Consider the following 24,057-nt stretch of genomic DNA (forward strand, 5'->3'; position numbering starts at 1 on the left):
GGGGAGCGGCGGCTCTGAAGCGCCGCTCCCAGGGCCGTCAATTGCCATTGAGATAGGCGGAATCGGACAGGTAATAGTCGGTCCAGGCCTTCGGCATGGTCTTGAGCGTGCCGATCTTGTGCAGGTGCTCGGCGAATTTCATCGTACCCTGCGGGTCGGTGCGCCATTCGTCCATGCCCGGCTCCTTCAACATGGCGAGCAGATCATCGAGGCTGGTCTTGTCGCCCGACACAGTCTTGTAGGCTTCAAGGGCTGCCTTGGGATCCTTCTTGATGAAAGCGACCGCTTCTTCCGTCGCTTCGCGCAACGCCTTGACGATCTTCGGGTTGGCATCGGCAAATGCAGTGGTGGTGAAGAAGGTCGCCTGCGTCAGCGCGCCTCCCAGGATTTCCTTGGAATCGGTCACCCGATGCACGCCTTGCTGCTTCAGCTCGATATATTGGAAAGGCGGCGCCGAGAAATGGTTCTTAACCTCGTGGTTCGGGTTGGCGATTGCCGCAACCGCGTCCGGATGCCCGAGCTGAACGGTGTTTGCATCGAATGTCTTGACCTTGTCCTCGCCGAACATCTTCGCCGCCGCCATCTGCAGCAGAATGGCCTGGGTGGACACGCCGACCGTCGGCACGGCGATCTTGTCGGACGGCGTGATGTCCTTCAGCGACTTGATGCGCGGATCATTGCTGACCATGATCACCGGCTGCGCGGAGCTGGTGATGATCCCCTTTACCTTTCCCCTGGTGCGGTCCCAGAGCAGAAGCAGGTTGCCGGTGCCTGTATTGACGACGTCGACGTTGCCGGCAAGCAAGGCATCCGTCTGAGCGCCGCCGCCGCTGAAGGTCCGCCACTCGACGGTCACATCAGCCACACCCTCGGCAGCCGCATGCTTTTCGATCAGCTTCTGCGTCTCCATGACGTGGCTGGCGAGATAGAGAATGCCCGGCTGGCGGGTAATCGAAATAGCGGTCTTCTCCTGCGACTGGCTAGCCGAGGCAAGGCCGAGCGTCACGGCCGCAGCCACAAGACAATGTTTTAGAATTTGCATCTGGTCCTCCAATAGGATGCGGGCATCAGCCCTCTGCCGCCCCTCCCGAGGCGATTTTGCCATTGAAGCACTAATGCATCAGTGCATCAACCCAAAAAATGTGTTTAAGTCGATTTGCACGACGCAGGGTGAGGGCAGGGACATGAGCGGAATGGTTCGGGAAAGCCAGTTGGATCGGTCACGACAGGTGGCACTGCAGATCCACGAGATATTGCGCGCAAGGATACTGACGGTGGAACTTGCACCGGGAACGGTATTGTCGCGCGCGTCCCTCCAGCTTGAATTCGGAGTCAGCCAGACGCCTGTGCGCGATGCCTTGATGCGGCTTCAGGAGGAGGGACTTGTCGAAGTCTATCCGCAATATGCGACTGTTGTCGCCAAGATCGACACCGATCATGCGCGACAGGCGCAGTTTCTGCGGCTGTCGATCGAACTTGAGGCGGTGCGGCGGCTGACCGAGGAGGCGCCGGTCGAGACGGCGGCGGAGTTGCGCGAGATTTTGGCGCGGCAAAAGGCGGTCGGGTCCCCCGAGACCTATGACATCTTCGACGACATCGACCGCGATTTTCACCGGAAGCTCTACGAGAGGGCGGGCATTTTGCAGCTCTGGGCGAATGTCCGGCGCCAGAGCGTGCATCTCGACCGGTTGCGGCGCCTCAACCTCCCGATGCCGGGCAAGATGCAAACGGTCCTCGCCGACCACGAATCAATTGTCGATGCCATCGCTTCGGGTAAGCCGGACGCGGCGACAGCGGCGCTCCGAAAACATCTGTCGGGCACGTTGTCGATCATCGATGAGATCCGAGCCCAGTATCCAAATTATATTCGCGGCTGAAGGTCGAACGCGTCAGCTTGGCCATCGCAAGCTTTCGAGAGGAAATGCTCCCGCGCCTATCGGAAACCTCATCATAACCTGCCGAAGACGGACCCCCGACATCGAAAACGAAGTCCATCCTCCCGCTTTCGTTGACGTGGAACCATCGCGATCATTGCTTCGCCACAGCAGCGAATCATTTCGAGTACCTTTCAAACACCTCCGCGTCGCCACGCCCAATCATCGATCCCGATGACGGTCGGCGGGACAAAGCGCGGACTGCCGCGCCGCCGCACGACGCGCAGCAGCGTATCGTTGCTTACCGGCAACATCAGCCGGTTGGCAAAGGTGGCCGCTGGCCTGCCACCCACTGCAAGCCCGAGATGATGGACGATGTGGTCGAGCCTGGCAGCTCGCCGCGCTGAAGGCGCGAGAATGTCCCCGTCGAAGCGCTCGGAGAAGATTTGCCCGCCGCACAGCACTGCGTCGCAGTGGAACCATCGCGCTTTATGACAAGCCGAACGGACTTTCCCAACAAGGGCAGGTCAGGCCAGCGTCGCTGATATCCACTGTGGATTCGCTCCGACCTTGTTCGGCAGATCGGCCAAGGGCTTGCTCTACTCGCCGGCCGAACTGCGATCAACATTACCTCGTCATCAACGGCTGTATTGTCGACTACAAAGCCGCGAGGAACGAGCGTCGAGGGTCGCAGCGAATAACCATGGTGCTGATTCCTCATGTGAAACCAACATCAGCCAGCACTTGATTTCATCAAGTGAGCCGGAGCCAAATGTGCATGGCGAAACACACCATTGGGACCCGAGTGTCACTCGGCGGCAACCTTATTTGCCTGCCAGCACTGGCCTACATCAGGTCGCGCGCGATGCGCTTCTCTTCGAACATCTTCCTGAAAATTTCCGTCTCGCCTTCATAGGCAATGACCGAGGCGCTGATGATCCAGTCCTTTGCCGTACAGAATATGGATGACGTCGCGACCGTGCGGACGAACCAGCCAGAGCGCTGCATGTCACATGTCCATGTCGAGATGCCGGACATCGACAGCGGGTCATCCGGCGCGATCGACCAGGTTTCCTCGCGAAGCTGCCGCGTCGACAGGCCAGTGCCAGGATGTTCGAAAAGCCCGGTATCCTCGTGGATTTCATAGCGGGTAAGGCCGGCCGACAGATCGCGCACAACATGCCGCTTCGTCGAGCCCGGCGCGTGTTCGATATATTTCGGCAGCGGATCGGGATCGTCAGGCTGTTTTACATCGATGAGCTCATGTGTCCCAAGCAAAGGCAGGCCAAGGCCGACGGAGGCGATGTCAATCGTCAGACCCGGATCTTCCGGCGGCGGCAGGACCATCGGCCAATAGGCCGTCGACAGCGACAGGCGGATACGATGCCCCTTGCGAAAGCGGTAACCGCAGGCATCCAGGGTAAGGCTCACAGTCGTGCGTTCACCCTTGCTCATCGGCGCGGGCGCTGCATTGCCGTTGCGATGAGCGAGATTGAGCACGCCAAAGGAGACGCGGGTCGCCGTGCCATCCGGATGGATGTCGACGAGCCTTGCGCAGAGATTGGCGGTTTCGGCATCGCATCTGAGCGCCAGCGTCACGACCGGGCGGCCGAGATAATCATGATCTTCAGCCAGCAGCGCGGTCTGGAAGGTCAGCGAGCCGGCATCGTCGAGGCGCTGATCGATCGCCAGCTCCGCATCCGGCTTCAGCGTGAACCATTCGCCCGAGGCGGTGCCCGTGTCGAGCGGCGAGCGCAGGTAGACGGGGTGCTCCGGCGCATGCGGGATCGGCATGCCCTCCATCAAGCCGCCGAACTGCTCGACATAGAAGCAGTGCAAGTCGGGCGGCTGCCAACGACGCTTGGCGATCCAGAAGCCCGGATCGAAATCGCGGCGCGTGGCTGGCTTTATGGAGTCGAGAATATAGGCGCGCACAGATGGCATGGTCTCCACGCCGTTGCGCTCGCCGCGCAGCCAGCGGTTCCACCAGGCAATCGCTTCGCCGTGGAAATCGGCGCGCGGCTTCGGCCAGGCGAAATGCGGATATTTGTGAACCCAGGGACCAATCAGCGCCTTCGCCTTCTCGCCGAGGCCTTCGACTGCGAGCAGCGGCGTATTGCGATAGCCATCCGCCCAGCCGGCGATGACGATGGCCGGAATATCGAAACTCTCGAAATCCTCGCAGATCGAACCATGCCGCCAGAACTCGTCGCGGCGCTGATGCTGGAGCCATTCCTCCATGAAGAAGGGTTCCTGCTCTAAGCGTTCCAGCCACATATCCCGCCAGTCGTCGCCCACGATGGCCGGATCGGGAGAGCGCGATTGGTAGGCAAGCATCGTCGCCGCCCATGAAAGCTGAGCGGAGAGATGGCTGCCATTCTTGTAGTGGATGTCGTCATTGTAGCGATCGACCGTGGAAGCGATCGAAATCACCGCCTTCAGCGCCGTGGGCTTCAGAGCCGCGACCTGCAGGCAGTTGAAGCCGCCCCAGGAAATGCCCATCATGCCGACGGAGCCGTTGGACCAGGGCTGCTCCGCAATCCAGGCGATCAGCTCGCAGGCATTGGCAAGCTCCAGTTTGGTGTATTCACCATCGTTGATGCCGCTGGATTCACCTGAACCTCTGATATCGACGCGCACGCCGGCAATACCGGCGGCGGCAAAGACCGGGTAGGTGGATTCATCGCGGGGGCTCGTTCCATCGCGCTTGCGGTAGGGCAGGAACTCGAAGACCGCCGGCACCGGGTCGCTCTCCGCGCCATCGGGCATCCAGATGCGCGCGGCGAGACGCGTACCGTCCTTGAGGGTGATCCAATGATTTTCGATGGTGGTGAAGCTGCGCTCAGCCATGATCATATATCGCTGAGTTAGGCATTGAACCATACCCGGCTGCCGATGTAGCCGTTCGACATATCGTTTCCGATATCGTCGACGTATCCCCTCAGCGTTTTCGAAGAAGCCATGATGTAGTCGTTGAAGACGGGCAGGATCAGACCACCATCATCTCGCACCATCAGCGCCAATTGCCGATAAAGTACCCTTCGCTTGGTCTCATCGAGCTCGGACCTTGCCTGCAGCACCCCCTTGTCGAAGTCAGGGCGCTTGAAACGCGTGTCGTTCCATTCCGCGGTCGAAAGGTAGGAGGTGGAATAGCGCGAATCCTGTGTCGGGCGGCCGCCCCAGAAGGAGGCGCAGAAGGGCTGCTTGTTCCAGACGTTAGTCCAATAGCCGTCTTCCGGCTCGCGCTTGACGTCGATTGTGATGCCTGCCTTGCGCGCGCTTTGCTGGAATAGGATGGCCGCATCCACGGCGCCTGGAAAGGCTGCATCGGAGGTGAGCAACTGAACCGGACGGTCGAGGCCCGATTTCTTGAAGTGGAAGGCGGCCTTGTCCGGATCATACGGCCGCTGCTCGATATCGGTCGCGGCAAGGGCGTAATTAGAATTGACTGGATAGTCGTTGCCGATCGTTCCGTAGCCGCCCAGCACCTTGTCTAGGATCGACTGGCGGTCGATGGCATATTTCAGCGCAAGGCGAAGGTCGTTGTTGTCGAAGGGTGCCGTGTCGCAATGCATCAGGAAGCAGTAAAAGCCCTTGCCGGCGTTCCGCACGATTTCGACAGTCGGTGCCCGCTGCAGCATCGGGACGGTCTTCGGGTCGACATTGTTGACGAAATGGACCTGGCCGGAGGCGAGCGCCGCAATGCGAGCGGTGTTGTCATTGATGACGAGGATTTCCACGCTGTCGACAAAGCCTCGGTCGGAGCGCCAATCCCTTGAGTTCTTCTCAAAGGAAGCACGAACGCCGGGTTCAAAGTTCTTCAGAATGTAAGGACCGGTACCGATGGCGGCTGCAGGCTTGCCCACGCCACCCTTGGGTTGGATGATCAGATGATAGTCGGTGAGAAGGAGAGGCAGATCCGCATTGCCTTCCGAAAGCGTCAGGACAAGCTCGCCCGCCTTTTCTTCGATGCCGGTGATCGAGGCCATCAGTCCGAGTGCACCGGACTGCGAATTCTTGTCCGCATGGCGCTTCAGTGTCGCGACGATGTCGGCGACGGTCATCTTGCTGCCGTCGTGAAACTGGACGTCGTTCCTGATCTTGAAAGTCCAGACGGATGCGTCCGCGGATGGCGTCCAGGAAGTCGCCAGTGACGGCAAGGGCGCACCCGTCTTGGGGTCGGATTCGACCAGCGTATCGCCCCAAAGGCGGCCAATGACGAACAAGACAGAAGCGCTGTATGTGGCGGGGTCGAGCGCATCGCTGGTGGCGCCGCCCTTGAGGCCGAGTTTCAGATGACCACCGCGCTTGGCTTCCTGCGCGCGGGCATCGCGCGGCATTAGAAGACCGGAAGTGAGGGCCGGCAAAGCGCCCAGCGCGACTGCGCCGCCGAGGAAGTTGCGGCGGTCGATTTTCAGCTGCAAAGAATGATCCTTTTGATGCGTCATGACAGTTCCCTCTTTTCAGTTTTGTAAGAAAGAGCCTAGAGGCCGGGCAGGCTCGCGCAATTTCGCGGCTTGACGCATCTTTAAGCGAGTTTACGCTAGCCACTATCAAGACGGAGCTGCCGATGCCTCACCTGGTCGACAACCTCAGGGCTGCTTGTGCCACGCAGCGTTCTATTTCGCACCTGTGCCGTGTGATCGATATTAACCGGCAACAATTCAATCGATACATCAACGGCCAGACGAGACCCTCTGCTCATAATCTGGCGCGCATCGCCAAGTATTTCGATCTCGACGCAGCCGACTTTAATCTCGCTCCCAGGCTCTTTCGCGAGCGCCTTCGCAAACCAACCCTAGGGCTTAATCAAAATTCCGAACTCTTAAAGGCGTTCCCCGGAGATCTGACCGCGCTCCGGCGCCATATCGGCTATTTCCAGACCTATCATCGCTCGCCGTCCTGGCCTGGAATGGTTGTCTGTTCGTGCAGCCGCCTTATGGAGCAGGGCGGGCTGGTGCATGTCAAATCAATGGAGCGTCTGCGGGACCCTGGAAACGGCATCCAGCAGTTTTCGAAGTATGTGGGTTTGGCGGCGTTCTATCGAAACCGCATATTCATTACGGAGCGCGTCGTCGGCCCGAATTCCATGTTGTCACAAACGATCCTCCTGCCATTCGACGAGTACCAGCGTGTCTATTTGCGCGGAACGACAATGGGGATTTCGTGGCGAAGGGAAAACCTGCCCTATGCCTCACGGATGATCTGGCGACATGTCGGCGCCGAGCCGGACCTGCGTGAACTTCTCTTGCGATGTGGACCTCTGCCGCTATCGTCGCGCCACCTGCCGCCGACGGTGCGCGCATTCCTTGCGGATCCGTCTGCAGAAGTATATGCGGTGCCGGCAGAGTATTGAGGACCTGATTGCACGGTTATGCTGCCTCGGCATGGCAGAAGTGCCGATCCTACCATTAACCTGATCCCCGTGATGCTTTGGTCCGCAGCGTCTGATCGACAACGCGCGGCATCGCTTATGAAATCCGCGGCGGTGTTGGGGTCGGGTCGGCCAGGAATATAGCATAATAGATCGGTCGGAACTCTGCGCTCAGGCGACTCTCGACCAGCATGGGCCCTTCGATACAGCATTTAGTTTCGCGCATTGGCAGGGGTGTGCAGTGAAGCCCCCGCCTTCTCGGCCGCGGCCCGCAGTCGCTTGTCTCTGGTCCATAAGGCTGTTCGCTGATCGAGGAGAACTGAGGCCATCAAGTGGGCATCTGTGTAGCCAATGCCCATACTGAAGATGGCATGGCGATTAATCATCATCATGACTTCATCGTGGGTCGCGACGAGCGCTTCGCGCTGAGCCGCCAAGAAAGCTATCACGCTACTGCGATCCCGAAGGCTGCCGAGTGCAAGCTCTCCGATTACGGCTGGATGGCATAAGAGACGATCGTCCTCGATAATCCTACGCAGCTCTGGATCGGCCTGCCGGAAATGATCGGTCCAGATGGAAGTGTCGGCAAGAATCACTTGGCAGCTGCGCTACGGCGGCGTGGGGCTGCCTCCGCGTCCGGCATAGTTCCGCCCAGCGCGATGAGGCGTTTTCCCGATTCCACACGGACAAGCGTCTCCAACGCTTGGCGGACCAGAGTGGCGGTTTCTTTCGTGCCGGTTAGGAACCTAGCTCTCTCCATGAGGGCGTCGTCGAGATTGATGGTCGATCGCATCGTTGGTTTCCTGATTTATGGTGTTATAGATAGCACCATTTGGTGATGAAATCTACGCCTGATCTCTATTCCAATACATCCGCCGTCGCATGCAAATCCGCCGACGATTGCCCCATCACGTGAACACGGTAAAGCGTCACGCACAAAACCCGCCAGCAGTTTTGGACAAGCGTCTCGGCGGGAATCAAGCTTTGCTACGGCGACCTGAACAAGTACGATATCGTTCTTCTTTTTCTCGTCGGCTTGTTGGCAGGCAGCATGAATGCGCTTGTCGGGGGCGGGTCTTTCGGTGTCGCTGCCTGCGCTGATATTGGTCGGAGTGCCATCGGTTGCCGCAAACGCGATAGGTCAAGAACGACCGCACATAGACTTGTAGATTAAAGGCCGTCACGACCGACCGAAACCCTGACGCTCGCGACAAAACTCGGCACAGTCATCCAAGCCGGATGGTGAAAGGCGTCCCTGACCTACGTTGTCGGGGCGGTGCCGATGACAACGCCGGTGGGTTCCGTGCTGAGCCAGCGATAGAGCGTGCCGCCGAGGAGCCCTCCGACAATCGGCGCAAGCCAAAACAGCCAAAGTTGCTGGACAGCCCAACCGCCGGCGAATACTGCGACCCCGGTGCTGCGCGCCGGGTTAACTGATGTATTCGTGACGTCGATGCTTATCAAGTGGATGAGGGTAAGTCCGAAACCAATCGCTAATGGAGCGAAGCCGGCAGGCGCCTTGCCATGTGTTGCGCCCATGATGATGAACAGGAATGTCGCCGTCAGCACCAGTTCTGCGATCAAACACGCGAGCATGCTGTAGTGGCCCAGTGAATGTTCGCCGTAACCGTTTGAGGCGAATCCTGAGGAGAGATCGAATCCGCCTTTGCCGCTGGCAATTAGGTAAAGTACGCCGCCACCGATAATGCCGCCTACGACCTGAGCAATAACATAGGGAAGGATCTGGTTCGCTGGGAAACGCCCGCCCGCCGCGAGCCCAATTGTGACGGCCGGATTGAGGTGACAGCCAGAGATATGACCGATGGCGTAGGCCATCGTCACAACTGTCAAGCCGAACGCCAATGCCACGCCGAGATACCCGATCCCGACATTTGGCAGACCCGCTGCGATAACTGCACTTCCGCAACCGCCAAATGTCAGCCAGAACGTGCCAATCGCTTCGGCGGCATATTTTTTTGTCGTCATGAAATCCTCTCCTCCAACGGAACAGCGCGTCGCGACCTTGGCGAGCGCCGCTAAGATCTACCGTTTGGAGATTGCGTGAAGCGTGCGGCGAAGCTCGTTCTTTTCGATAATTCTCCTGCCCACTGCCCACTCGTCCGATTAACCTAATACCAAGGCCGGTAATTAGGATGCCTTTGACGACGACCGACCCCGCCCTGCGATGGCGACAGCCGGCGATGTCACGTTGTCTGCAGTTTAACGGTTGACGGATAATTGGGCGAGGATGAGTTCGACGACGGTCAGTCACAAGAGCCACCGCTTGCCACGCAGATCATCGCCTATGCGGTATGGCTGTACTTCCAGTTTCCGTTGAGTCTACGGTGGATCGAGGAAATGCTGTTGGAGCGGGGCATTGTCGCATCGTACGAAACGATCCGGCGATCGGGCCGTAAATGTGGGGCGGCTTATGCCAAGCAGTTGCGCAGAAAGAAGCCGTCGCAAAAGGATATCTGGCCAATTATTGATTTGACCGGGGGTTCGATTCCTTTCAAGGCGAAGCATCGGTCGGAAGGCAAGGGGTCGCGAAGATACGCTGCTAAACTTTTTGCTTGTGGCTGCGATTCCTGTCGAGGATTTGGCCCGAACTCCGAATAACAGACTCGCAGATTATTACGACGTCGAGCACCCAGAGTTACGAGGGCATGATACATTGGACGATGCCCGTTCTGTCGCTGAGGCCGGATCCCATATTTCGTCCTCAACCGGAACCGACCTCTTCTAGCCAAGATCGACGGATCTCACTCTATACTGATGTTGCATCCATTCGAGAAACACGCGCAAACGAGGTGAAAGCTGTCGCGTGTGCGAATAAAGAACGTGGACGGGGATTTTTGGAGGCGGGGTATCAGTCAATATCTCCACCAACGAGCCATTTTCAATTTCGGAGACGACGCGGTAGCGCGGCACCTGGATGATTCCGAGGCCGGCGCAAGCCGATGCGACATTGGTTTCCGCGCCGGTGACGGTGACGACTGTCGGCAGTTGCATCTCTCGGATCTGGCCCTCGATGCGGAAGGCAAGAGGGGCGACCGAGGGCATATCAGGTGCCAGCAGACCGACCATGCGATGACCGTTCTCGAGATCCTCCGGCCTCACCGGGGTTCCAAACTTCTTTAAGTAGCCCGGGCTGGCAAATGTGCCGCGGTCGAGTTCCGCAAGCTTACGCTGGATGAGACTTGAATCGGAAAGAGCGCCGACCCGCACGATGCACTCGTAACCCTCGCGGATGATATCCATCGGCTGATGCGTCTCGCTTATGTGGAGCTGAATGTCCGGATAACGCTCGAGAAACTCAGGCAGTCTGGGCAGCAAAAAGTAGCGCGCCTGCGTGCCGTGCAGGTCGACCTTCAAGAGACCAGAAGGCTTTGCGCCGTTAAAACCTGCTTCGGCGTCTTCGAGATCTGCGAGCAGGCGCAGGCAGCGTTGATAGTAAGCCTCGCCATCCAGTGTCGGGCGCACCACCCGCGTCGTGCGCTCCAGAAGCCGCACACCAAGTCGCTTCTCCAATAACTTCACACCGTCCGTGACTGTAGAGCGCGGCAAGCCTAGGTCTTCTGCCGCGAGCGAGAAGCTGCGCCGCTCGGCGACACGCGTGAAGATGCGCATAGCGTCAAACCGGTCCATTATTCGTGATCTCCGGATGATGATGGCGAATAATGCCCGATTATGTGCGAGCTTCAATAGGCCATCTTGTTCTCATTCAACCGCGCTGCGGCGCATCAACTGAAGGAGAACCGAGTTGGCCAACGATCAAAAGAGAATCGCAATCGTCACCGGCGCCTCGCGCGGTATCGGAGCTGCTATTGCCGAGCGGCTCGCGAGAGACGGTTTTGCGGTGGTCGTCAATTACGCCGGCAACGCAAAAGCCGCCGAGGAACTGGTTGACCGCATCGAGAGTGCCGGGGGGAAGGCGCTTGCAGCACAAGCCGACGTCAGCGACGCGGCTGCAGTCGCTCGCTTGTTCGACAGGACCGAAGCTGCGCTGGGTGGCGTCGACGTGCTGGTCAACAATGCCGGAGTCATGAAGCTTGCCACAGTCGCGGATGGCGACGAGGCTTTCGTCGACGGCCAGATCGCGATCAATCTCAAGGGCAGCATCAATACGATGCGTGAGGCCGCCCGGAGGCTGCGCGCCGACGGTCGGATCATCAACCTGTCGTCGAGCGTCGTTGGTCTCTATCAGCCCACGTACGGCGTCTATGCAGCGACCAAGGCCGGCATCGAAGCCATGACGCATGTGCTTTCCAAGGAACTGCGTGGTCGCAACATCACCGTCAATGCGGTGGCACCTGGTCCCACAGCGACAGCCCTTTTCCTGGACGGCAAGCCGCAGGCAGTTATCGACAACCTCACCAAGCTCGCCCCTCTGGAGCGTCTTGGACAGCCTGAGGACATCGCCAACACGGTGGCCTTCCTTGCCGGTCCCGACGGAGCCTGGATCAACGGCCAGGTGCTGCGCGCAAATGGCGGGATCATCTGACCCTTTAGTTTCTCCTACGATTGAAACACTCCAACAAACTCGAAAGGATCATCATCATGAGCAAGAAAGTCATTCTTGTCACCGGCTCGTCCAGCGGTTTCGGCCGCCTGACCTCCGAGGCGCTCGCCCGTGCCGGCCATACCGTCTATGCCTCGATGCGTGACATCGCCGGCCGAAATGCCGCAAATGCGGCTCAGATGGTCGAACTGTCCGGCAAGGAAGACATCGATCTGCGGCCTCTCGACCTCGACGTCCAGTCCGAGCAATCGGTCAACGTCGCCGTCGAGAAGGTCATTGCCGAAAGCGGCCGGATCGACGTTGTCGTTCATAATGCAGGGCACATGATGTTCGGACCGGCGGAGGCTTTCACGCCCGAGCAGTTCGCTCAGCAATACGACGTGAACGTGCTCGGCACGCAGCGGGTGAACCGCGCCGTCCTGCCGCACATGCGCAAGCGCCGCGAGGGCCTTCTGGTCTGGATATCAAGCTCCAGTTCGGCCGGAGGCACGCCTCCCTACCTCTCGCCCTACTTTGCCGCGAAGGCCGCAATGGATTCGCTTGCCGTACAATATGCCCGTGAGTTGAGCCGCTGGGGTATCGAAACAACGATCGTCGTACCGGGCGCCTTCACCAAGGGCACCAACCACTTCGCTCATTCCGGCAGTCCAGCCGACGAAGCCCGGCTCGCCGAGTACGAGGCCAGCGGCCCCTATGCGGGTTTCGGCGCGAAGGTTCAGGAGGCTTTTGCCGCCATTGTTCCGGATGATGCCGATCCGGCACCGGTCGCCGACATGATCGTCGAAGTCGTCGATGCGCCCTTTGGTCAGCGTCCGTTCCGCGTTCATTGCGACCCGACCGAAGACGGGGCAAATGTCGGCTTTGCCGTTCTCGATCGGCTGCGTGCGGAAATGCTTTACCGCGTGGGACTTGGCGATCTCCTCAAACCCGCAAAGGCCTGAACATCGCCACGCCGTTGGCGGCGATTGAAGCCGCTTGCTTGGTGGCGCTGGAGGCGCAATTCGGAAGGACTGAGAGCCGCGGGTGGCTCTCAGTCCTTCACTCTTTTGGCGCGAACAAAACCGACAAAGGCCTTGAATGCCGCGGACGGCAGGCGCGTCGCCGGATAGTAAAGCGCTTCGCTGCCAAGCGACGGCGTCCAGTCTTCCATGATCTGCAAGACATCACCGCGCTCAAGAAAAGGCGCGGCCTCGCGCGCATCGGTATAACCAATGCCGACCCCGTTCGCCGCAGCCTTCGCGGCAAGCTCCGTAGAGCCAACGACCAGCTTGCCAGACACCTTCGGTTGCGCATATTCGCCCGCGCGGCCCATTTCCCAGTCCATGATCACGCCGCTTGGAAGCCGCGCCCGTATGCACTCGTGGGAAAGCAGGTCACCTGGGGTCTTGGGCGTACCGCGCGCTTCCAGGTATGTGGGCGCGGCAATGAGGATCAACGTTTCCGGAATGCCGAGCGGCACTGCGATCATGTCCTGGGGTACCATCGACTCAAGCCGCAAACCCGCATCGTAGCCCTCAGCGATGATGTCGACGATCCTGCCCTCGCAAGTCAGATCTACCCTGACGTCCGGATAGGACCGCATAAACTCGAGAACAATCGGTAGCAGTCGACCCGCACCCCAACTTGAAGCGTTGATCCGAACAAGCCCAGCTGGCCGGTCCCGCAGTTCGTGAACGCCTTCAAGAGCTCCATTGATTTCAGCGAGCGCGGGCCGGATCCGAGCGAGAAATGCTTCACCTGCTTCGGTGAGAGAAACACTGCGGGTGTTCCTGAGAAAAAGGCGTATGCCGATCTTCTGCTCCAGGTTGGCGACGATGTGGCTGACGGAAGAGGCCGAGAGATTGAGCTCGCTCGCCGCCCCGCGGAAGCTTCTATGCGCGGCAACCGTGCTGACAACACTCAAAGCTCTTATTCCAAAGTCTTCCATTGTACAGTTTCCGTCATCATCCTGTCCGGTATTGACCGGATTATCAGCACAACGTTCCTCGCGTAGAACTGTGCGCATGTCAACAACACGGAGATAGGCATGACACAGACAATCCTGATCACCGGCACGTCGTCGGGCTTCGGCGAAGCCACGGCGAACTATTTCGCACGGCAGGGATGGAACGTCGTTGCAACGATGCGCAATCCTGAGGCGAGCAAACTGACGTCTGAAGGCAACGTGCTTGTCACCCGGCTCGACGTCCAGGATCGCGCCAGTATCGAGGACGCGATCGCCAACGGGATAGCCCGCTTTGGTCGCATCGATGCACTGGTCAACAACGCCGGCTACGGCCTGTTCTCGATCTTCGAACGGATTCCGCGCGAGGCTATCCAGCAGCAATTCGACGTCAACGTCTTTGGCCTGATGGACGTCACGCGCGCGATCCTCCCGCATTTTCGGGCAAGCCGCGCCGGCACGATTGTCAATATAACCTCGGGTGCGGGTATCGTCGGCTTTCCTTTCGCTTCGATTTACAGCGCTTCAAAATTCGCGGTGGAAGGTTTCTCGGAAGCGCTTTCGTACGAGCTTGGTTCGCTTGGCATCAAGGTAAAGATTATCGAGCCGGGCGGCGCCCCTCAGACTAACTTCATGGCTCGAACCGGGGCGGAAAGCGCAAACGGGCAACCGCCGCATCAGGATTACGCACCTTTCCTGGACCATGTCGGTCAGATGTATGGCAACATGGCTGGCGGTTCCGACGAAGACGCGATCGAAAAGGTAGTCGCGGCGATCTATGCGGCAAGCACCGACCAATCGGACCGTCTGCGTTACACGCCAACAAACGACATCCAGCCACTCGTCAACGCGCGCCGAGGCTCTTCCGAAGACCGGTATAATGCCTTGGTCCAAGGGATCTTCGCGATGAAGAAAGCGTGAGGAGGCGATCACGCCAGAGCGCGCATGGTTCCTAACCGAGGGCAGTAGTGGCCTCGGTCGCGAAATGCCCCGTCACCTGCTGGAACGCCGAGAGCGAGTGGCGCCTTGCCGAAGAAGCGGGGCATGCCATTCTGGCTGCTCTCGCACGACGATCCCTGGCCGATAGCCTGAGTGCACTTAGGGAGGCGGAACGGGGAGCTATCTCTTAACCAGCAACTCCCCAAACAACAGGCTGTTACTGGGTCAGCCTGATAATCAGACCGGGCTGTATCGCCAAATGCCGCTGCTCTATTCTGGCAGTTCCAAGCCGGAAACCTCTTCGCAGATCGTGATGAGTTGATCTTGGAGTGCCGGATCGTGAGCCTGCGGGTTAGCAGTTCTACGCTTGAGATGATAGAAGTACTCTCCACTGACATCCGCCTGCGGATCATCGCCTGCCGTGAGCCATGCCTGGGTTAGATGCGCCTGCGCCATATCGTCGGGCGCGCCAGCACCTCCCATCTTGGTCGGGACCCAGCCCGGCTCCAGCGCGTTCGAGAACACGTTCTTCCAGCGGCGCGCGACGGCAAAGGCGAGCATTGCGTCATGCAGCTTGCTTTCCGCGTAGGCCTCCGATCCATTCCACCGGCGCTTTTTCCAGAGGATGTCGTTGAGATTGGCGTCTGCATGATGGTGCATGCCGGAGGACAGGTAGACGAGCCGCCTGGGCCGGTCGATCAGGGCAGTCAGAATATAGGCAGACAGCGTATTGATGGCGAAGACATGGGGCAGGCCGTCGGAGGTGAGACGGTGAGCCTCCCGGTAGCCGACAGCGGCATTGTGGATCACCGCGTCGAACCGGCCAAGCGCGTTGACGCTGGCCGCGACTTCCTTTGCCCCGGCGACAGTCTCAAGGTCGCCGATGACGACAGCTTCAGCCTGCGGCAGGGCGCGGCGGGCATCTTCTGCACGTGCGGCGTTTCGGGCATGTAGCACAACTTGATGACCCTGCTCAGCCAAAAGCTCGGCCGCCATGAGACCGAGGCCGGTGGACGAACCGGTTATAAAGATGCGGGACATGACAAATCTCCTTTAAGTGAACGGCGAATTTCTCTCGCCGGAATATTGAACGATGGTCAGGAATTAGAAGAGCGTGCGGCGTGAACGAGCAGAGCGCCAACGAGAGCGCAGGCGGCACCTAACAAGTAGACAGATGCATAGCCAAATTCGGCTGCAATGACGCCGCTGACAGGGCTCGAGACGCCATATGCGATGTCAAGGAACGCAACGAATGCACCCATGGCACTGCCTCTGCTGGCCGGAGGCACCCGCTTCAAGGCTTCCACACCAAGAGCCGGAAAGATCAGGGCACAGCCAAGGCCAGTGATCAGCGAACCGGCGAGAGCCACTGTTTCACTCGACACTGTCCATATGATCAACTGGCCAGCCGCTTCGATCACCAATGACCAGAGTGCGACGCGATACCCGCTCACCCTGTCGGGCAGCGAGCCGAAGACAACCCGTACGAAGATGAAGCCGACGCCAAAGGCGGTCATCACGAAACCGGCATTGTCCCAATGCCGGGCAGCGAAGTAGAGCGATGCAAAGGCGGTCAGCCCCGAGAGACCCACGCCTTGCAGCATCAGACCGGCTCCTTCGCGCCAGATTTGACCGATAACCTTGTAGAAGGGCAGGCGGGGGCCAGCAGGAGTAGCATAAGGATGCTCGCGCAGGGCGATGACAGCTGCGACCGCCGGCGCCAGAACGCAGGCCAGCATCGCGGCTTCAAGACCGTAGGCCTGATAGAGCCCCATCCCGATCGGTGCGCCAATGGCCAGAGCCGCGAACATTGCGATGCCGGTCCAAGACATCGACATGCCCGCACGCTGCGGCCCAACGGAAGCGATCGACCATGAGACACAGCCGGTGACAAAGAGGCTTTCCCCCAGGCCCGCGACCAGGCGGCCGATGAAAATAATAGCAAGGCTGATACTGGGCGAAAACACAGGCGTGGCTGCCGCCAGATAGAGCGCGCCAGCGGCCGCGCTGACCGCAGCACCCTGCAATGCCGAACGCTTGCCGCCGTGGAGGTCCGTCAGATGACCCGCATGCCCGCGGCTAAGCACGGTCGCCAGGAATTGGATGCCGATCGCCGCTCCGACGACGAGACTATTGAAGCCGAGCTTGTCGTGGATAAAGAGAGGGATAACGGGAAGCGGGAGCCCAACTGCGAGATAACCACTGAAGAGTGCAGCTATGATGCCGGGGGCGGGTCGGGAAAGGTATGTGGTGTCGGCCTTTTGTTCGGCCGCATCATTGATAAGAGATGCTGGCATGACAGCCTCCATTTTCGATAATGTGGGTGAAGGCCGCCCTCGAGGCGGCAGCTCCGGCTCAGGCCGCTTTTGTGGGGGCGGATGCACCGATCTGGTCCAGGCGATAGCCGCTCTTTTCCAGCAGGTAGTTGCGCGAGGCAGTGACGTCCGCCGTCAATTTGATGAGATCGGCGCCGACCAGCTTTCCGCTTCGTTTGCGGATTTCGCCGGCGACCATGACTGTGTCGACGTCTGAGCGCTCGACCGCCTGGACGATCGTACCCACGATATCGTTGACCGGTAGGACGGCGACACTATCGGTGCGCACCATGATGATGTCGGCTTGCTTGCCCGGTGCCAGCGAACCGACCACACCCTCGAGGCCGGCGGCACGGGCGCCGTTGACGGTTGCCGCCTCCAGGACACGCTCGACAGTGATCAGCGAGGCTGCGTTGGCTTCGCCGCGGAACTTGCGGTAGCGCATGGCCGAACGCTGCTGCGAAAACAAGGCGTGCATCTCACCGAACATGTCGCTGCCGAACGCCGTGTCGAGGTCGATGCCAATGGCTGGCGTCAAGCCGTGATCGACGGCTTGCTGATAGGCGAAACTATCGTCATCGAAGCCGAACAACGCATCCGAGCGCGGGTTGATGGTGACGTTGACGCCGGCGTCAGCAAACAGACGCCACGTTTCTTGCGGGATCCGCGTACAATGATTGAAGATGTTATGTGGACCTAGTACGCCGGCTTCAGCAAACTCCGGTCCGAGCTTGGCCAAATCGCCGATGAACTCAGTCAGGATGCGCATGTCGAGGCTCCGGGCCACTTTCCACCAGTCGAGATTGAGCTGGCCGAACAGACCGACATGCACGAGGCTGCCGCCTTGGTTCCACTTGCCCGCCAGCCGTTTCAGATCTTCCGGCAAGTGCGCAGATGAGGCCTTCTTGTCCATAGCAGCACCCACCATGTGCAAGGCGCGGATGCCGCTGTCCTTGAGGGCATCAAGAGCTGCCTCGGTGTGTTCCGGGCTGCGCGAGGAATGGCAGGCGTCGATAACGGTCGTGATGCCGGCGCCGAGGCAGGCAAGCGCTGTGAGCTTGGTGCTGAGATACATATCAAGCGGGCGATAATGGGCGCCCAAACCCTCCGCGACGAAATCGATATAGGCAAACAGGTCCTCTACATTGGGCATCATGCGGCGCATCACGCCGAGCCACATGTGATGATGGGCGTCGATCAAACCCGGCATCACGATACTGTCGGAGGCGTCGATGACGGCAGCATCGTCGACGGCGAGGTTCGCTCCGATGGCGGCTATTCTGTCACCGTCGACAAGCAGATCGGCGGTTCGAACATTGGCAGCCGTCTGGTCCATCGCCAGGATGGTGCCGCCTTTGAAGACGGTGCGGTTTTTGGGGCTATTCATGATCTGGTCCTTTCAAGAAACTTTTCTGGCGGGCCCTTTATCGCTCCGAGGCCTCCTTGAATTAAGTGCGCTTATGTCAGATGCTTCCTGACAGAAAATCAGGAGTGATGATATGCCGTTCGACACGCGTATTCTTTCGGGTGTCAGCGTACTGGTAGCCGTCGTCGAAGGCGGCAGCTTCGTGAAAGCTGCCGAACTGATCGGAATCACTGATTCCGGCGTCAGCCGGGCAATCAGCCGCCTTGAGGGGCGCCTTGGGATGCGGCTACTCGATCGGACGACCCGCTCATTGACGCTGACCGATGAAGGCCGGCGGTTTTACGAGGAGGTCAAACCGCACCTCAACGCGATCGAAGATGCCGCGCTGATCGCCTCCGGATCCGGGTCAGCAGTACGCGGCCGATTGAAAGTTGACATCGATCCCTTCTTTCTGCCGCTCGTTCTCGCCGGCCGCCTTGGCGCGTTTTGCGAACGTCACCCGGACCTTTCGATCGAGTTTGTAACCAGAGAGCATGTCGGCGATCTTGTTGCCGAGGGCATCGATCTCGCGATCCGGTTCAGTCAGCCGCGTTTGGCTACTCTGGTTGCGCGTAAGCTGATAGAAGCACCGATCCTGACTGTAGCCTCGCCTCGATACTTGGAACGCTACGGTCATCCGGCGCATCCTCGTGACCTTGTCGCGCATCGGTGCCTGCAGTTTCTCGACCCCTATACTGGCCGCCCGTTCGACTGGGAGTTCGTTCGCGGCGACGAGACGATCGAGGTTCCGACGGCCGGACCGCTGACATTCACGGACCCAAAATCGATGCTCCAGGAGTGTATAGCAGGTACGGGCGTCGCCCAGGTGATCGGTTGGGGGATCGGGGAGGCGTTGGCGAGAGGTTCGCTAATCGACTTGTTTCCCGATTGGCACGGTGAGCGTTTTCCCCTGTTCGCTTTCCATCCCTCACGCAAGCATCTGCCCGCGAAGGTCAGGACGTTCATCGAGTTTTGCGCCGAGATCACGACGGCAATCGAACGCTCTGTGCTCATCGGCATTTGATGAGGCACAGGGGAATACGAGGCGCAGTAAAGCGAAACAACGCAAGGGCCGGCGGTTCGAGTCTTTTCAAGGCGAAGGTGTCTCACGTGGCCGCAATTTATGAGATGCTTCTTTTCCGCCATCTTCAGACATTGCCTGCATAGCTAAAAGCCACAAATCCGGAACGGATGAGCGCGCTAGTCGTCCCGCCTCCCTGACGGCCGCTATGCTGAGGCTCCTGCGGCTATTCCGCCCTAAGCGCGGCAAGGCCTCGGAAATCCTTCTCACGGCGCCGCTATGCTGATTTCTCCGATACTCTTCAAGCGAACCTGAATCCGGCCGTCGGCGGTGACCTTGCCTCGTTGAAATAATCCATTTTGAAATAAGCTCTGGGCCATTGAGGCCCAGGGAAGGAACGCAACCGTTTAGCGTGATGCGGTGCTGCGAGCCGGAAATGGCTCCGCACTGCAACCCGCCGCTACCGCCCCAAATACAGCAACCAAAAACTGCCGGAGCGAACTCAAAGCTGGATAAAACTTGAGGGCAAGTCATGACCGCTGACAACGCGCTAGAGAGTTGTAGGGTTAAAATGCGTGTCTATTTCAGTTCCATGAACCGTTGGTCGATATCAAGGCGACATTTGTTTCCGAGAAAGCACTCGGTCCTGAAAGAGATCAATTGAGTGATTTGACTTTCTCATGATTACGCCGGCAGGTCTTATTGACGTGGAAGACCTGTCGGCGACCAGTTTTAATGGACTTTGCTTGAGTAAAGCAAAGTGGCCGCCGCAAGAGCGCAACCTACTGCGCCAACCGTGGCGAAGATGTAGAAGTTCCACTGCGGGGCGAGACCGGCGCCAAGCACGGCACCGCCGATGGCTGGACCGATCATTCCGCCGATACGGCCGATGCCGAGTGAGAAACCGAGGCCGGTTCCGCGGATTTCGACCGGATAGAGGTTTCCGACGAGGATGTTGGCGAGGATCTGCGTGCCGATCGTTCCCGTGCCTGCGAGTGCCACCAGACCATAGACCTGGAGGTCCTGATCCACCTGCGTCAGCAGCCAGATCGAGCAGGCTCCGAGTAGAAACATGCCTGCGACGACAATCTTGACATTGCCGCGGTCGGCAATCCTCGCGCCGATCAGCAGCCCGATTGCGGCTCCGAGATTGAGGGTTACCGAGAAGAGTAGGGCAGAGCCGAGGTCATAGCCCATCTTATTCATGATGGTCGGAAGCCAGTTGACCATGCCGAATGTCAGCAGGAGCGAACAGAAGTGGATACCCCATGCGTTCAAGGTCGGCAGCAGGCGACCTTCGGAAAACAGCGACCGGATGCCGACCTGTACAATAGGCTTAGCGATGGGATTGGCCAGCCCGTACTGGTCTGCGATCTGGTTGGCTTCGCTCTGGCGGTTCTTCGTTGCCAGCCATTCGGGAGACTCGGGTATGAGGCGGATGAAGAAAGGCAGAAGCAGGATCGGTGCGCCGCCGATGATCATCAGCGGACGCCATCCATATTTCTGTATCAGCAGCATTCCGAGGATGCCGGAAACGATGCCGCCGGCGAGATAACCGAGAAGAGCAATCGAATAGGCCATTGCCTTCCGCTTCGGCGGAGAAAACTCGATGATCAACGCGGTTACAGTCGGAAAAAGAGCGCCAAGGCCCAGGCCGGCAAGAAAGCGTGTTCCCTCGAAAACGAGAAAGTTCGGCGCAAGACCGCTGCCGATCATCATAACGGAGAAGCTCAGCAGACTGCCTATGATGACCTTGCGGCGACCTATCCTGTCAGCGAGTGTTCCGGCGACGAGCGCGCCCAGCAGCATACCGAACAGTGTGATGGAGGCCGCTCGTCCCACCAAGCCGGGCGTCAAGCCCCAGTTGGCTTCACCGAGCAATGCCGGCGCGACGGCGCCGTAGACGATCAGGTCATAGCCGTCGAACAGGATCAGCAGGCCGCAAAGAGCGATGATGATATTCGGGCTGCGAACGCGTTCCTTGATAATAGCGAAATCTTGTATGGCCAATTTTCCCTCCCCATACATTTGAGTACAGGAAGTACGCTCCTGCCAGCGGCAGGTCCGCGTTGATCCATGTACAAATCCTCCTGGATCGTTGCCGGCGTGGTTCCTCCCAGCTCCAGACTCGCCCATGACAGCGCGATGTCAAGACAACGATGACACGCTATTAAATACTTGCGAATAAAATATTTGCAACTGCAATCTTTTCAGATGGCAACTTTTCCCTTTCCGGATATTGCCGGCAAGTTGCTGTGCATGCGGCGCAGCGCCTTCTTCAGGGCTGCGACCTCTTCTTCCGACATGCCCTGCACCGCGGTGCGTTCAAGTTCCACGGCAAGCGGCATAAGCCTTTCCGTCATCGCCTCGCCCTGCGGGGTCAGCCTTACGATGACGATACGGCCGTTATCTTCCGGACGTGTTCGCGACACCAGCTTGCGCTTGGCCAGTGTGCCGACCAGGCGCGAAAGCGTCGAAATCTCGACGGAGACGACGTCGGCGAGATCCCCCAGGGTGCTCTCCTGGCGCTCTTTGAGCATGGCCAGGACCCGGTACATCGCCACGCTGAGATTGTCTTCGGCGATTCTCTGCGCGAATACCTCGGCTATCCGCACGCCGGCGCGATTGAGAAGATAGGGAACGGAATCGGTAAGTTTGTACATGTCTCTGTCTGCTGGCGGGATTCGGCTTGCCGGGGGCTCTCTCCGACATGCACCTAAATGACCGGAATGACAACACGATTGGCTTCAGCCGCCGAGAACGGCTGGGAAGATCAAGCATTTTCCGCATAATTTTTAAATTTGCATTGACAACAATTGCAAATGCAATAATTTGAATTACAGGAGACACGGGAGGAAATCATGTCTGCCACTGCTGCCCTCGGCATAGCGCCGGCCCCCGCACCGCTCAGCGATGCATTTCGATCGACCATGCGTCGTTTCCCGGCGACGGTGACGGTCATTTCCGCCTGTCGCAACGGCGCGGATCATGGAATGACGGCAACGGCCGTGACATCACTTTCGATGGATCCGCCATCTCTCATCATCTGCCTGAACAATCGCACCTACCTGCATGACATGCTGCTTGAGGTGCCTGAATTCGCAGTCAGCGTTCTGACCGACAGGCAGGCAGCCGTATCGGAAGGTTTCAGCGGCAAGATTGCGCCTGAGCGTCGGTTCGATGCTGCCGATTGGATTCGCCATGAGCGCGGCATGATGGTGCTGGAGTCCGCTCATGCCTCGGTTGTCTGCCGCCGTATGGGCGCAGTTCCTTATGGAACGCACACGATCTTCATCGGGCAGGTGGTGGATACACGCCATTCCGACGACACCACCGCGCTGATGTACGAGAACTCGAAATATTGCGCGCCACAGCACGCGCTTCCTGCATCCCAGAACTGAAGGTAGTTCCATGAACAATACAGCTGCCCTGTTTCCCGCCTCGGCGCGGGTCGAGAACGCATGTCTTGCGGATCGCATCGCCCCCGTGCTGGAGGAGATCCGTGCCGGCGCGCGCGATACCGAAAAATCCGGCCGCGTGCCGGCACGCAATATCGATCTGCTGCGCGCCGCCGGCTATTTCGATATCGTCAAGCCCGCCCGTTTCGGTGGCGAGGAAGGATCGTTTGCCGAGCTTGTCGATGCAAATATCCAGCTGTCGTCGGCTTGTGCCTCCACCGGCTGGGTTGCGGGCCTCCTTTCCGCGCATCAATGGCTCCTTGCCATGTTTGATGAAAGGGTTCAGCAGGACGTGTGGGGCAGCAATCCGGATGCGCTGCTCTGCGGTTCCTATGCGCCGGTCCGCATGGCGGAGCGCATCGAGGGCGGCTTCCGGTTATCCGGTGACTGGGCCTTTGCGAGCGGATGCGAAAATGCACAGTGGGCGCTGTGTGCGGCGATCATTCCGCCAAACGGCGAGGGGGAGCGTCCTGTACCGGCGTTCCTTCTGGTTCCCGCCAGCGATTATGCCATTGCCGAGACCTGGGACGTGGTCGGCCTCGCGGGGACCGGCTCAAAAAGCCTGATCCTCAAGGACGTCTTCGTTCCGGAATGCCGTATGCTGAGCTTTCCGGATGCGACCTCCGGCAGAACGCCGGGCGGACGTGGCTATAAGGGTATCGGCCTTTTCAACATTCCGCTGCTCATGGGGGTTCCGTTCTGCCTCGGCAGCGCGGCCGTCGGTGCGGCGAAGGGCGCATTGGAGAGCTATATCGATCACATGGGGGCCCGTGTGACACGTGGCGCAGTCGCCGGTGGCAACAACAAGATCGCAGAATTTCCGACGATCCAGCTTCGCGTGGCGGAAGCCTCCGCATCCGTGGATGCCGCCCGCGAAATCATTCTGCGCGATATTGCCCGGGCGCAGCAACTGGCCCAGGCCCGCGAGGATGGCGCCGGCGAGATCACCGAAGAAGATCGGATTCTTGCCCGTCGTAGCCAGTCTTTTGCGGTCAGCCTGGCCCTCCGGGCCGTGGAAGCTCTCAATGCATCGACAGGCGGCCTCGGCCTCCAGATGTCCAACCCCGTCCAGCGGGCATGGCGCGATGCAAATGCCGTCGGGCGCCATATTTCCATGAACTGGGATGCCGTGGGGACCATGGTTGGCCAGCAGCTGCTCGGTCTTCCGCCCAAGGGACAATTCTGATCCGCCATCCCACTATTTCGA

The 24,057-nt window shown here is 59.3% G+C and carries 22 protein-coding genes and 3 pseudogenes; 11 read left to right on the forward strand and 14 right to left on the reverse strand.

Annotation, left to right across the window (positions count from 1 at the left end; all coding sequences use genetic code 11):
- Positions 1 to 37: 37 nt before the first annotated feature.
- Positions 38 to 1,042: an ABC transporter substrate-binding protein gene (locus tag PYR71_RS06170; protein ID WP_275618634.1), complete on the reverse strand. Its 1,005-nt coding sequence runs from the start codon at positions 1,040 to 1,042 to the stop codon at positions 38 to 40.
- Positions 1,043 to 1,184: 142 nt separating this feature from the next.
- Here PYR71_RS06170 and PYR71_RS06175 point away from each other — a divergent pair, with 142 nt between their 5' ends.
- A complete protein-coding gene (locus tag PYR71_RS06175; RefSeq protein WP_275618635.1) occupies positions 1,185 to 1,877 on the forward strand; it encodes a GntR family transcriptional regulator in 693 nt (230 codons plus the stop codon).
- Between the two features lie 310 nt (positions 1,878 to 2,187).
- Here PYR71_RS06175 and PYR71_RS30805 read toward each other — a convergent pair whose 3' ends face one another.
- The 3 genes from PYR71_RS30805 to PYR71_RS06185 all read right to left on the reverse strand — a co-directional run bounded on the left by PYR71_RS30805 (position 2,188) and on the right by PYR71_RS06185 (position 6,322).
- Positions 2,188 to 2,595 carry a transposase family protein gene (locus PYR71_RS30805; protein WP_345774754.1) on the reverse strand — a complete coding sequence of 136 codons (408 nt, stop codon included), beginning with the start codon at positions 2,593 to 2,595 and terminating at the stop codon, positions 2,188 to 2,190.
- Positions 2,596 to 2,720: 125 nt separating this feature from the next.
- Positions 2,721 to 4,730, reverse strand: coding sequence for a CocE/NonD family hydrolase (locus PYR71_RS06180; protein WP_416340280.1), 2,010 nt, complete (start codon positions 4,728 to 4,730; stop codon positions 2,721 to 2,723).
- A gap of 11 nt (positions 4,731 to 4,741) precedes the next feature.
- Positions 4,742 to 6,322 (reverse strand): ABC transporter substrate-binding protein, encoded by a 1,581-nt coding sequence (locus tag PYR71_RS06185; RefSeq protein ID WP_275618637.1) that lies wholly within the window; start codon positions 6,320 to 6,322, stop codon positions 4,742 to 4,744.
- A 122-nt stretch (positions 6,323 to 6,444) separates the two neighbouring features.
- Here PYR71_RS06185 and PYR71_RS06190 point away from each other — a divergent pair, with 122 nt between their 5' ends.
- Positions 6,445 to 7,230: a helix-turn-helix domain-containing protein gene (locus PYR71_RS06190; RefSeq protein WP_275618638.1), complete on the forward strand. Its 786-nt coding sequence runs from the start codon at positions 6,445 to 6,447 to the stop codon at positions 7,228 to 7,230.
- 230 nt (positions 7,231 to 7,460) lie between these two features.
- Here PYR71_RS06190 and PYR71_RS06195 read toward each other — a convergent pair whose 3' ends face one another.
- Entirely contained in the window at positions 7,461 to 7,844 is a 384-nt protein-coding gene (locus PYR71_RS06195; RefSeq protein ID WP_275618639.1) for a type II toxin-antitoxin system VapC family toxin, read from the reverse strand.
- The gene (locus PYR71_RS06200) at positions 7,841 to 8,041 is read right to left on the reverse strand and encodes a type II toxin-antitoxin system VapB family antitoxin (protein WP_275618640.1); all 201 of its coding nucleotides are present in this window, start codon (positions 8,039 to 8,041) and stop codon (positions 7,841 to 7,843) included. Before PYR71_RS06200 ends, PYR71_RS06195 begins: the two co-directional genes overlap by 4 nt.
- 204 nt (positions 8,042 to 8,245) lie before the next feature.
- On the opposite strand from PYR71_RS06200, the pseudogene PYR71_RS30810 reads away from it, so the two are divergent.
- Positions 8,246 to 8,384: pseudogene (locus PYR71_RS30810) on the forward strand (sulfite exporter TauE/SafE family protein); the annotation flags it as partial.
- 124 nt (positions 8,385 to 8,508) lie between these two features.
- On the opposite strand, the gene aqpZ reads toward PYR71_RS30810, so the two are convergent.
- Entirely contained in the window at positions 8,509 to 9,234 is a 726-nt protein-coding gene (gene aqpZ / locus PYR71_RS06205) for an aquaporin Z (RefSeq protein WP_275618641.1), read from the reverse strand.
- A 251-nt stretch (positions 9,235 to 9,485) separates the two neighbouring features.
- Between aqpZ and PYR71_RS06210 the strand changes: the two are divergent.
- Both PYR71_RS06210 and PYR71_RS30965 read left to right on the forward strand, forming a co-directional pair.
- Positions 9,486 to 9,658 (forward strand): annotated as a pseudogene (locus PYR71_RS06210) (IS6 family transposase); the annotation flags it as partial.
- A 135-nt stretch (positions 9,659 to 9,793) separates the two neighbouring features.
- Positions 9,794 to 9,994 (forward strand): annotated as a pseudogene (locus PYR71_RS30965) (exonuclease); the annotation flags it as partial.
- Here the strand turns inward: PYR71_RS30965 and PYR71_RS06215 are convergent.
- On the reverse strand, positions 9,991 to 10,896 hold the full coding sequence (locus tag PYR71_RS06215) for a LysR family transcriptional regulator (protein ID WP_275618642.1): 906 nt from the start codon (positions 10,894 to 10,896) through the stop codon (positions 9,991 to 9,993). The pseudogene PYR71_RS30965 and the gene PYR71_RS06215 sit on opposite strands and share 4 nt — an antisense overlap.
- Positions 10,897 to 11,011: 115 nt before the next feature.
- On the opposite strand from PYR71_RS06215, the gene PYR71_RS06220 reads away from it, so the two are divergent.
- Both PYR71_RS06220 and PYR71_RS06225 read left to right on the forward strand, forming a co-directional pair.
- On the forward strand, positions 11,012 to 11,752 hold the full coding sequence (locus tag PYR71_RS06220; protein WP_275618643.1) for an SDR family oxidoreductase: 741 nt from the start codon (positions 11,012 to 11,014) through the stop codon (positions 11,750 to 11,752).
- Between the two features lie 56 nt (positions 11,753 to 11,808).
- On the forward strand, positions 11,809 to 12,711 hold the full coding sequence (locus PYR71_RS06225; RefSeq protein WP_275618644.1) for an SDR family oxidoreductase: 903 nt from the start codon (positions 11,809 to 11,811) through the stop codon (positions 12,709 to 12,711).
- Positions 12,712 to 12,800: 89 nt separating this feature from the next.
- Here PYR71_RS06225 and PYR71_RS06230 read toward each other — a convergent pair whose 3' ends face one another.
- Positions 12,801 to 13,697, reverse strand: a complete 897-nt coding sequence (locus PYR71_RS06230) for a LysR substrate-binding domain-containing protein (RefSeq protein ID WP_275618645.1) — start codon at positions 13,695 to 13,697, stop codon at positions 12,801 to 12,803.
- A gap of 99 nt (positions 13,698 to 13,796) precedes the next feature.
- On the opposite strand from PYR71_RS06230, the gene PYR71_RS06235 reads away from it, so the two are divergent.
- Positions 13,797 to 14,633 carry an SDR family oxidoreductase gene (locus tag PYR71_RS06235; RefSeq protein ID WP_275618646.1) on the forward strand — a complete coding sequence of 279 codons (837 nt, stop codon included), beginning with the start codon at positions 13,797 to 13,799 and terminating at the stop codon, positions 14,631 to 14,633.
- Positions 14,634 to 14,921: 288 nt separating this feature from the next.
- Here PYR71_RS06235 and PYR71_RS06240 read toward each other — a convergent pair whose 3' ends face one another.
- From PYR71_RS06240 to PYR71_RS06250, 3 genes are read right to left on the reverse strand one after another with little or no spacing between them, the layout of a single operon-like run.
- A complete protein-coding gene (locus PYR71_RS06240) occupies positions 14,922 to 15,692 on the reverse strand; it encodes an SDR family NAD(P)-dependent oxidoreductase (RefSeq protein WP_275618647.1) in 771 nt (256 codons plus the stop codon).
- 56 nt (positions 15,693 to 15,748) lie between these two features.
- Positions 15,749 to 16,960: an arabinose transporter gene (locus PYR71_RS06245; RefSeq protein WP_275618648.1), complete on the reverse strand. Its 1,212-nt coding sequence runs from the start codon at positions 16,958 to 16,960 to the stop codon at positions 15,749 to 15,751.
- 46 nt (positions 16,961 to 17,006) lie between these two features.
- Positions 17,007 to 18,353, reverse strand: a complete 1,347-nt coding sequence (locus PYR71_RS06250; RefSeq protein WP_275618649.1) for an amidohydrolase family protein — start codon at positions 18,351 to 18,353, stop codon at positions 17,007 to 17,009.
- Between the two features lie 112 nt (positions 18,354 to 18,465).
- Between PYR71_RS06250 and PYR71_RS06255 the strand changes: the two genes are divergently transcribed.
- Positions 18,466 to 19,395 carry a LysR family transcriptional regulator gene (locus PYR71_RS06255; RefSeq protein WP_275618650.1) on the forward strand — a complete coding sequence of 310 codons (930 nt, stop codon included), beginning with the start codon at positions 18,466 to 18,468 and terminating at the stop codon, positions 19,393 to 19,395.
- Between the two features lie 729 nt (positions 19,396 to 20,124).
- Here the strand turns inward: PYR71_RS06255 and PYR71_RS06260 are convergent.
- Both PYR71_RS06260 and PYR71_RS06265 read right to left on the reverse strand, forming a co-directional pair.
- The gene (locus PYR71_RS06260; RefSeq protein ID WP_275618651.1) at positions 20,125 to 21,420 is read right to left on the reverse strand and encodes an MFS transporter; all 1,296 of its coding nucleotides are present in this window, start codon (positions 21,418 to 21,420) and stop codon (positions 20,125 to 20,127) included.
- A 182-nt stretch (positions 21,421 to 21,602) separates the two neighbouring features.
- Positions 21,603 to 22,055, reverse strand: coding sequence for a MarR family winged helix-turn-helix transcriptional regulator (locus tag PYR71_RS06265; RefSeq protein WP_275618652.1), 453 nt, complete (start codon positions 22,053 to 22,055; stop codon positions 21,603 to 21,605).
- A gap of 198 nt (positions 22,056 to 22,253) precedes the next feature.
- On the opposite strand from PYR71_RS06265, the gene PYR71_RS06270 reads away from it, so the two are divergent.
- On the forward strand, positions 22,254 to 22,793 hold the full coding sequence (locus tag PYR71_RS06270; RefSeq protein WP_275618653.1) for a flavin reductase family protein: 540 nt from the start codon (positions 22,254 to 22,256) through the stop codon (positions 22,791 to 22,793).
- Between the two features lie 10 nt (positions 22,794 to 22,803).
- Entirely contained in the window at positions 22,804 to 24,036 is a 1,233-nt protein-coding gene (locus PYR71_RS06275; RefSeq protein WP_275618654.1) for a flavin-dependent monooxygenase, read from the forward strand.
- The last annotated feature ends 21 nt before the right edge of the window (positions 24,037 to 24,057 follow it).

Source organism: Rhizobium mulingense, from assembly GCF_029194105.1.
In the GTDB taxonomy this organism is placed as follows: Bacteria; Pseudomonadota; Alphaproteobacteria; order Rhizobiales; family Rhizobiaceae; genus Rhizobium; species Rhizobium mulingense.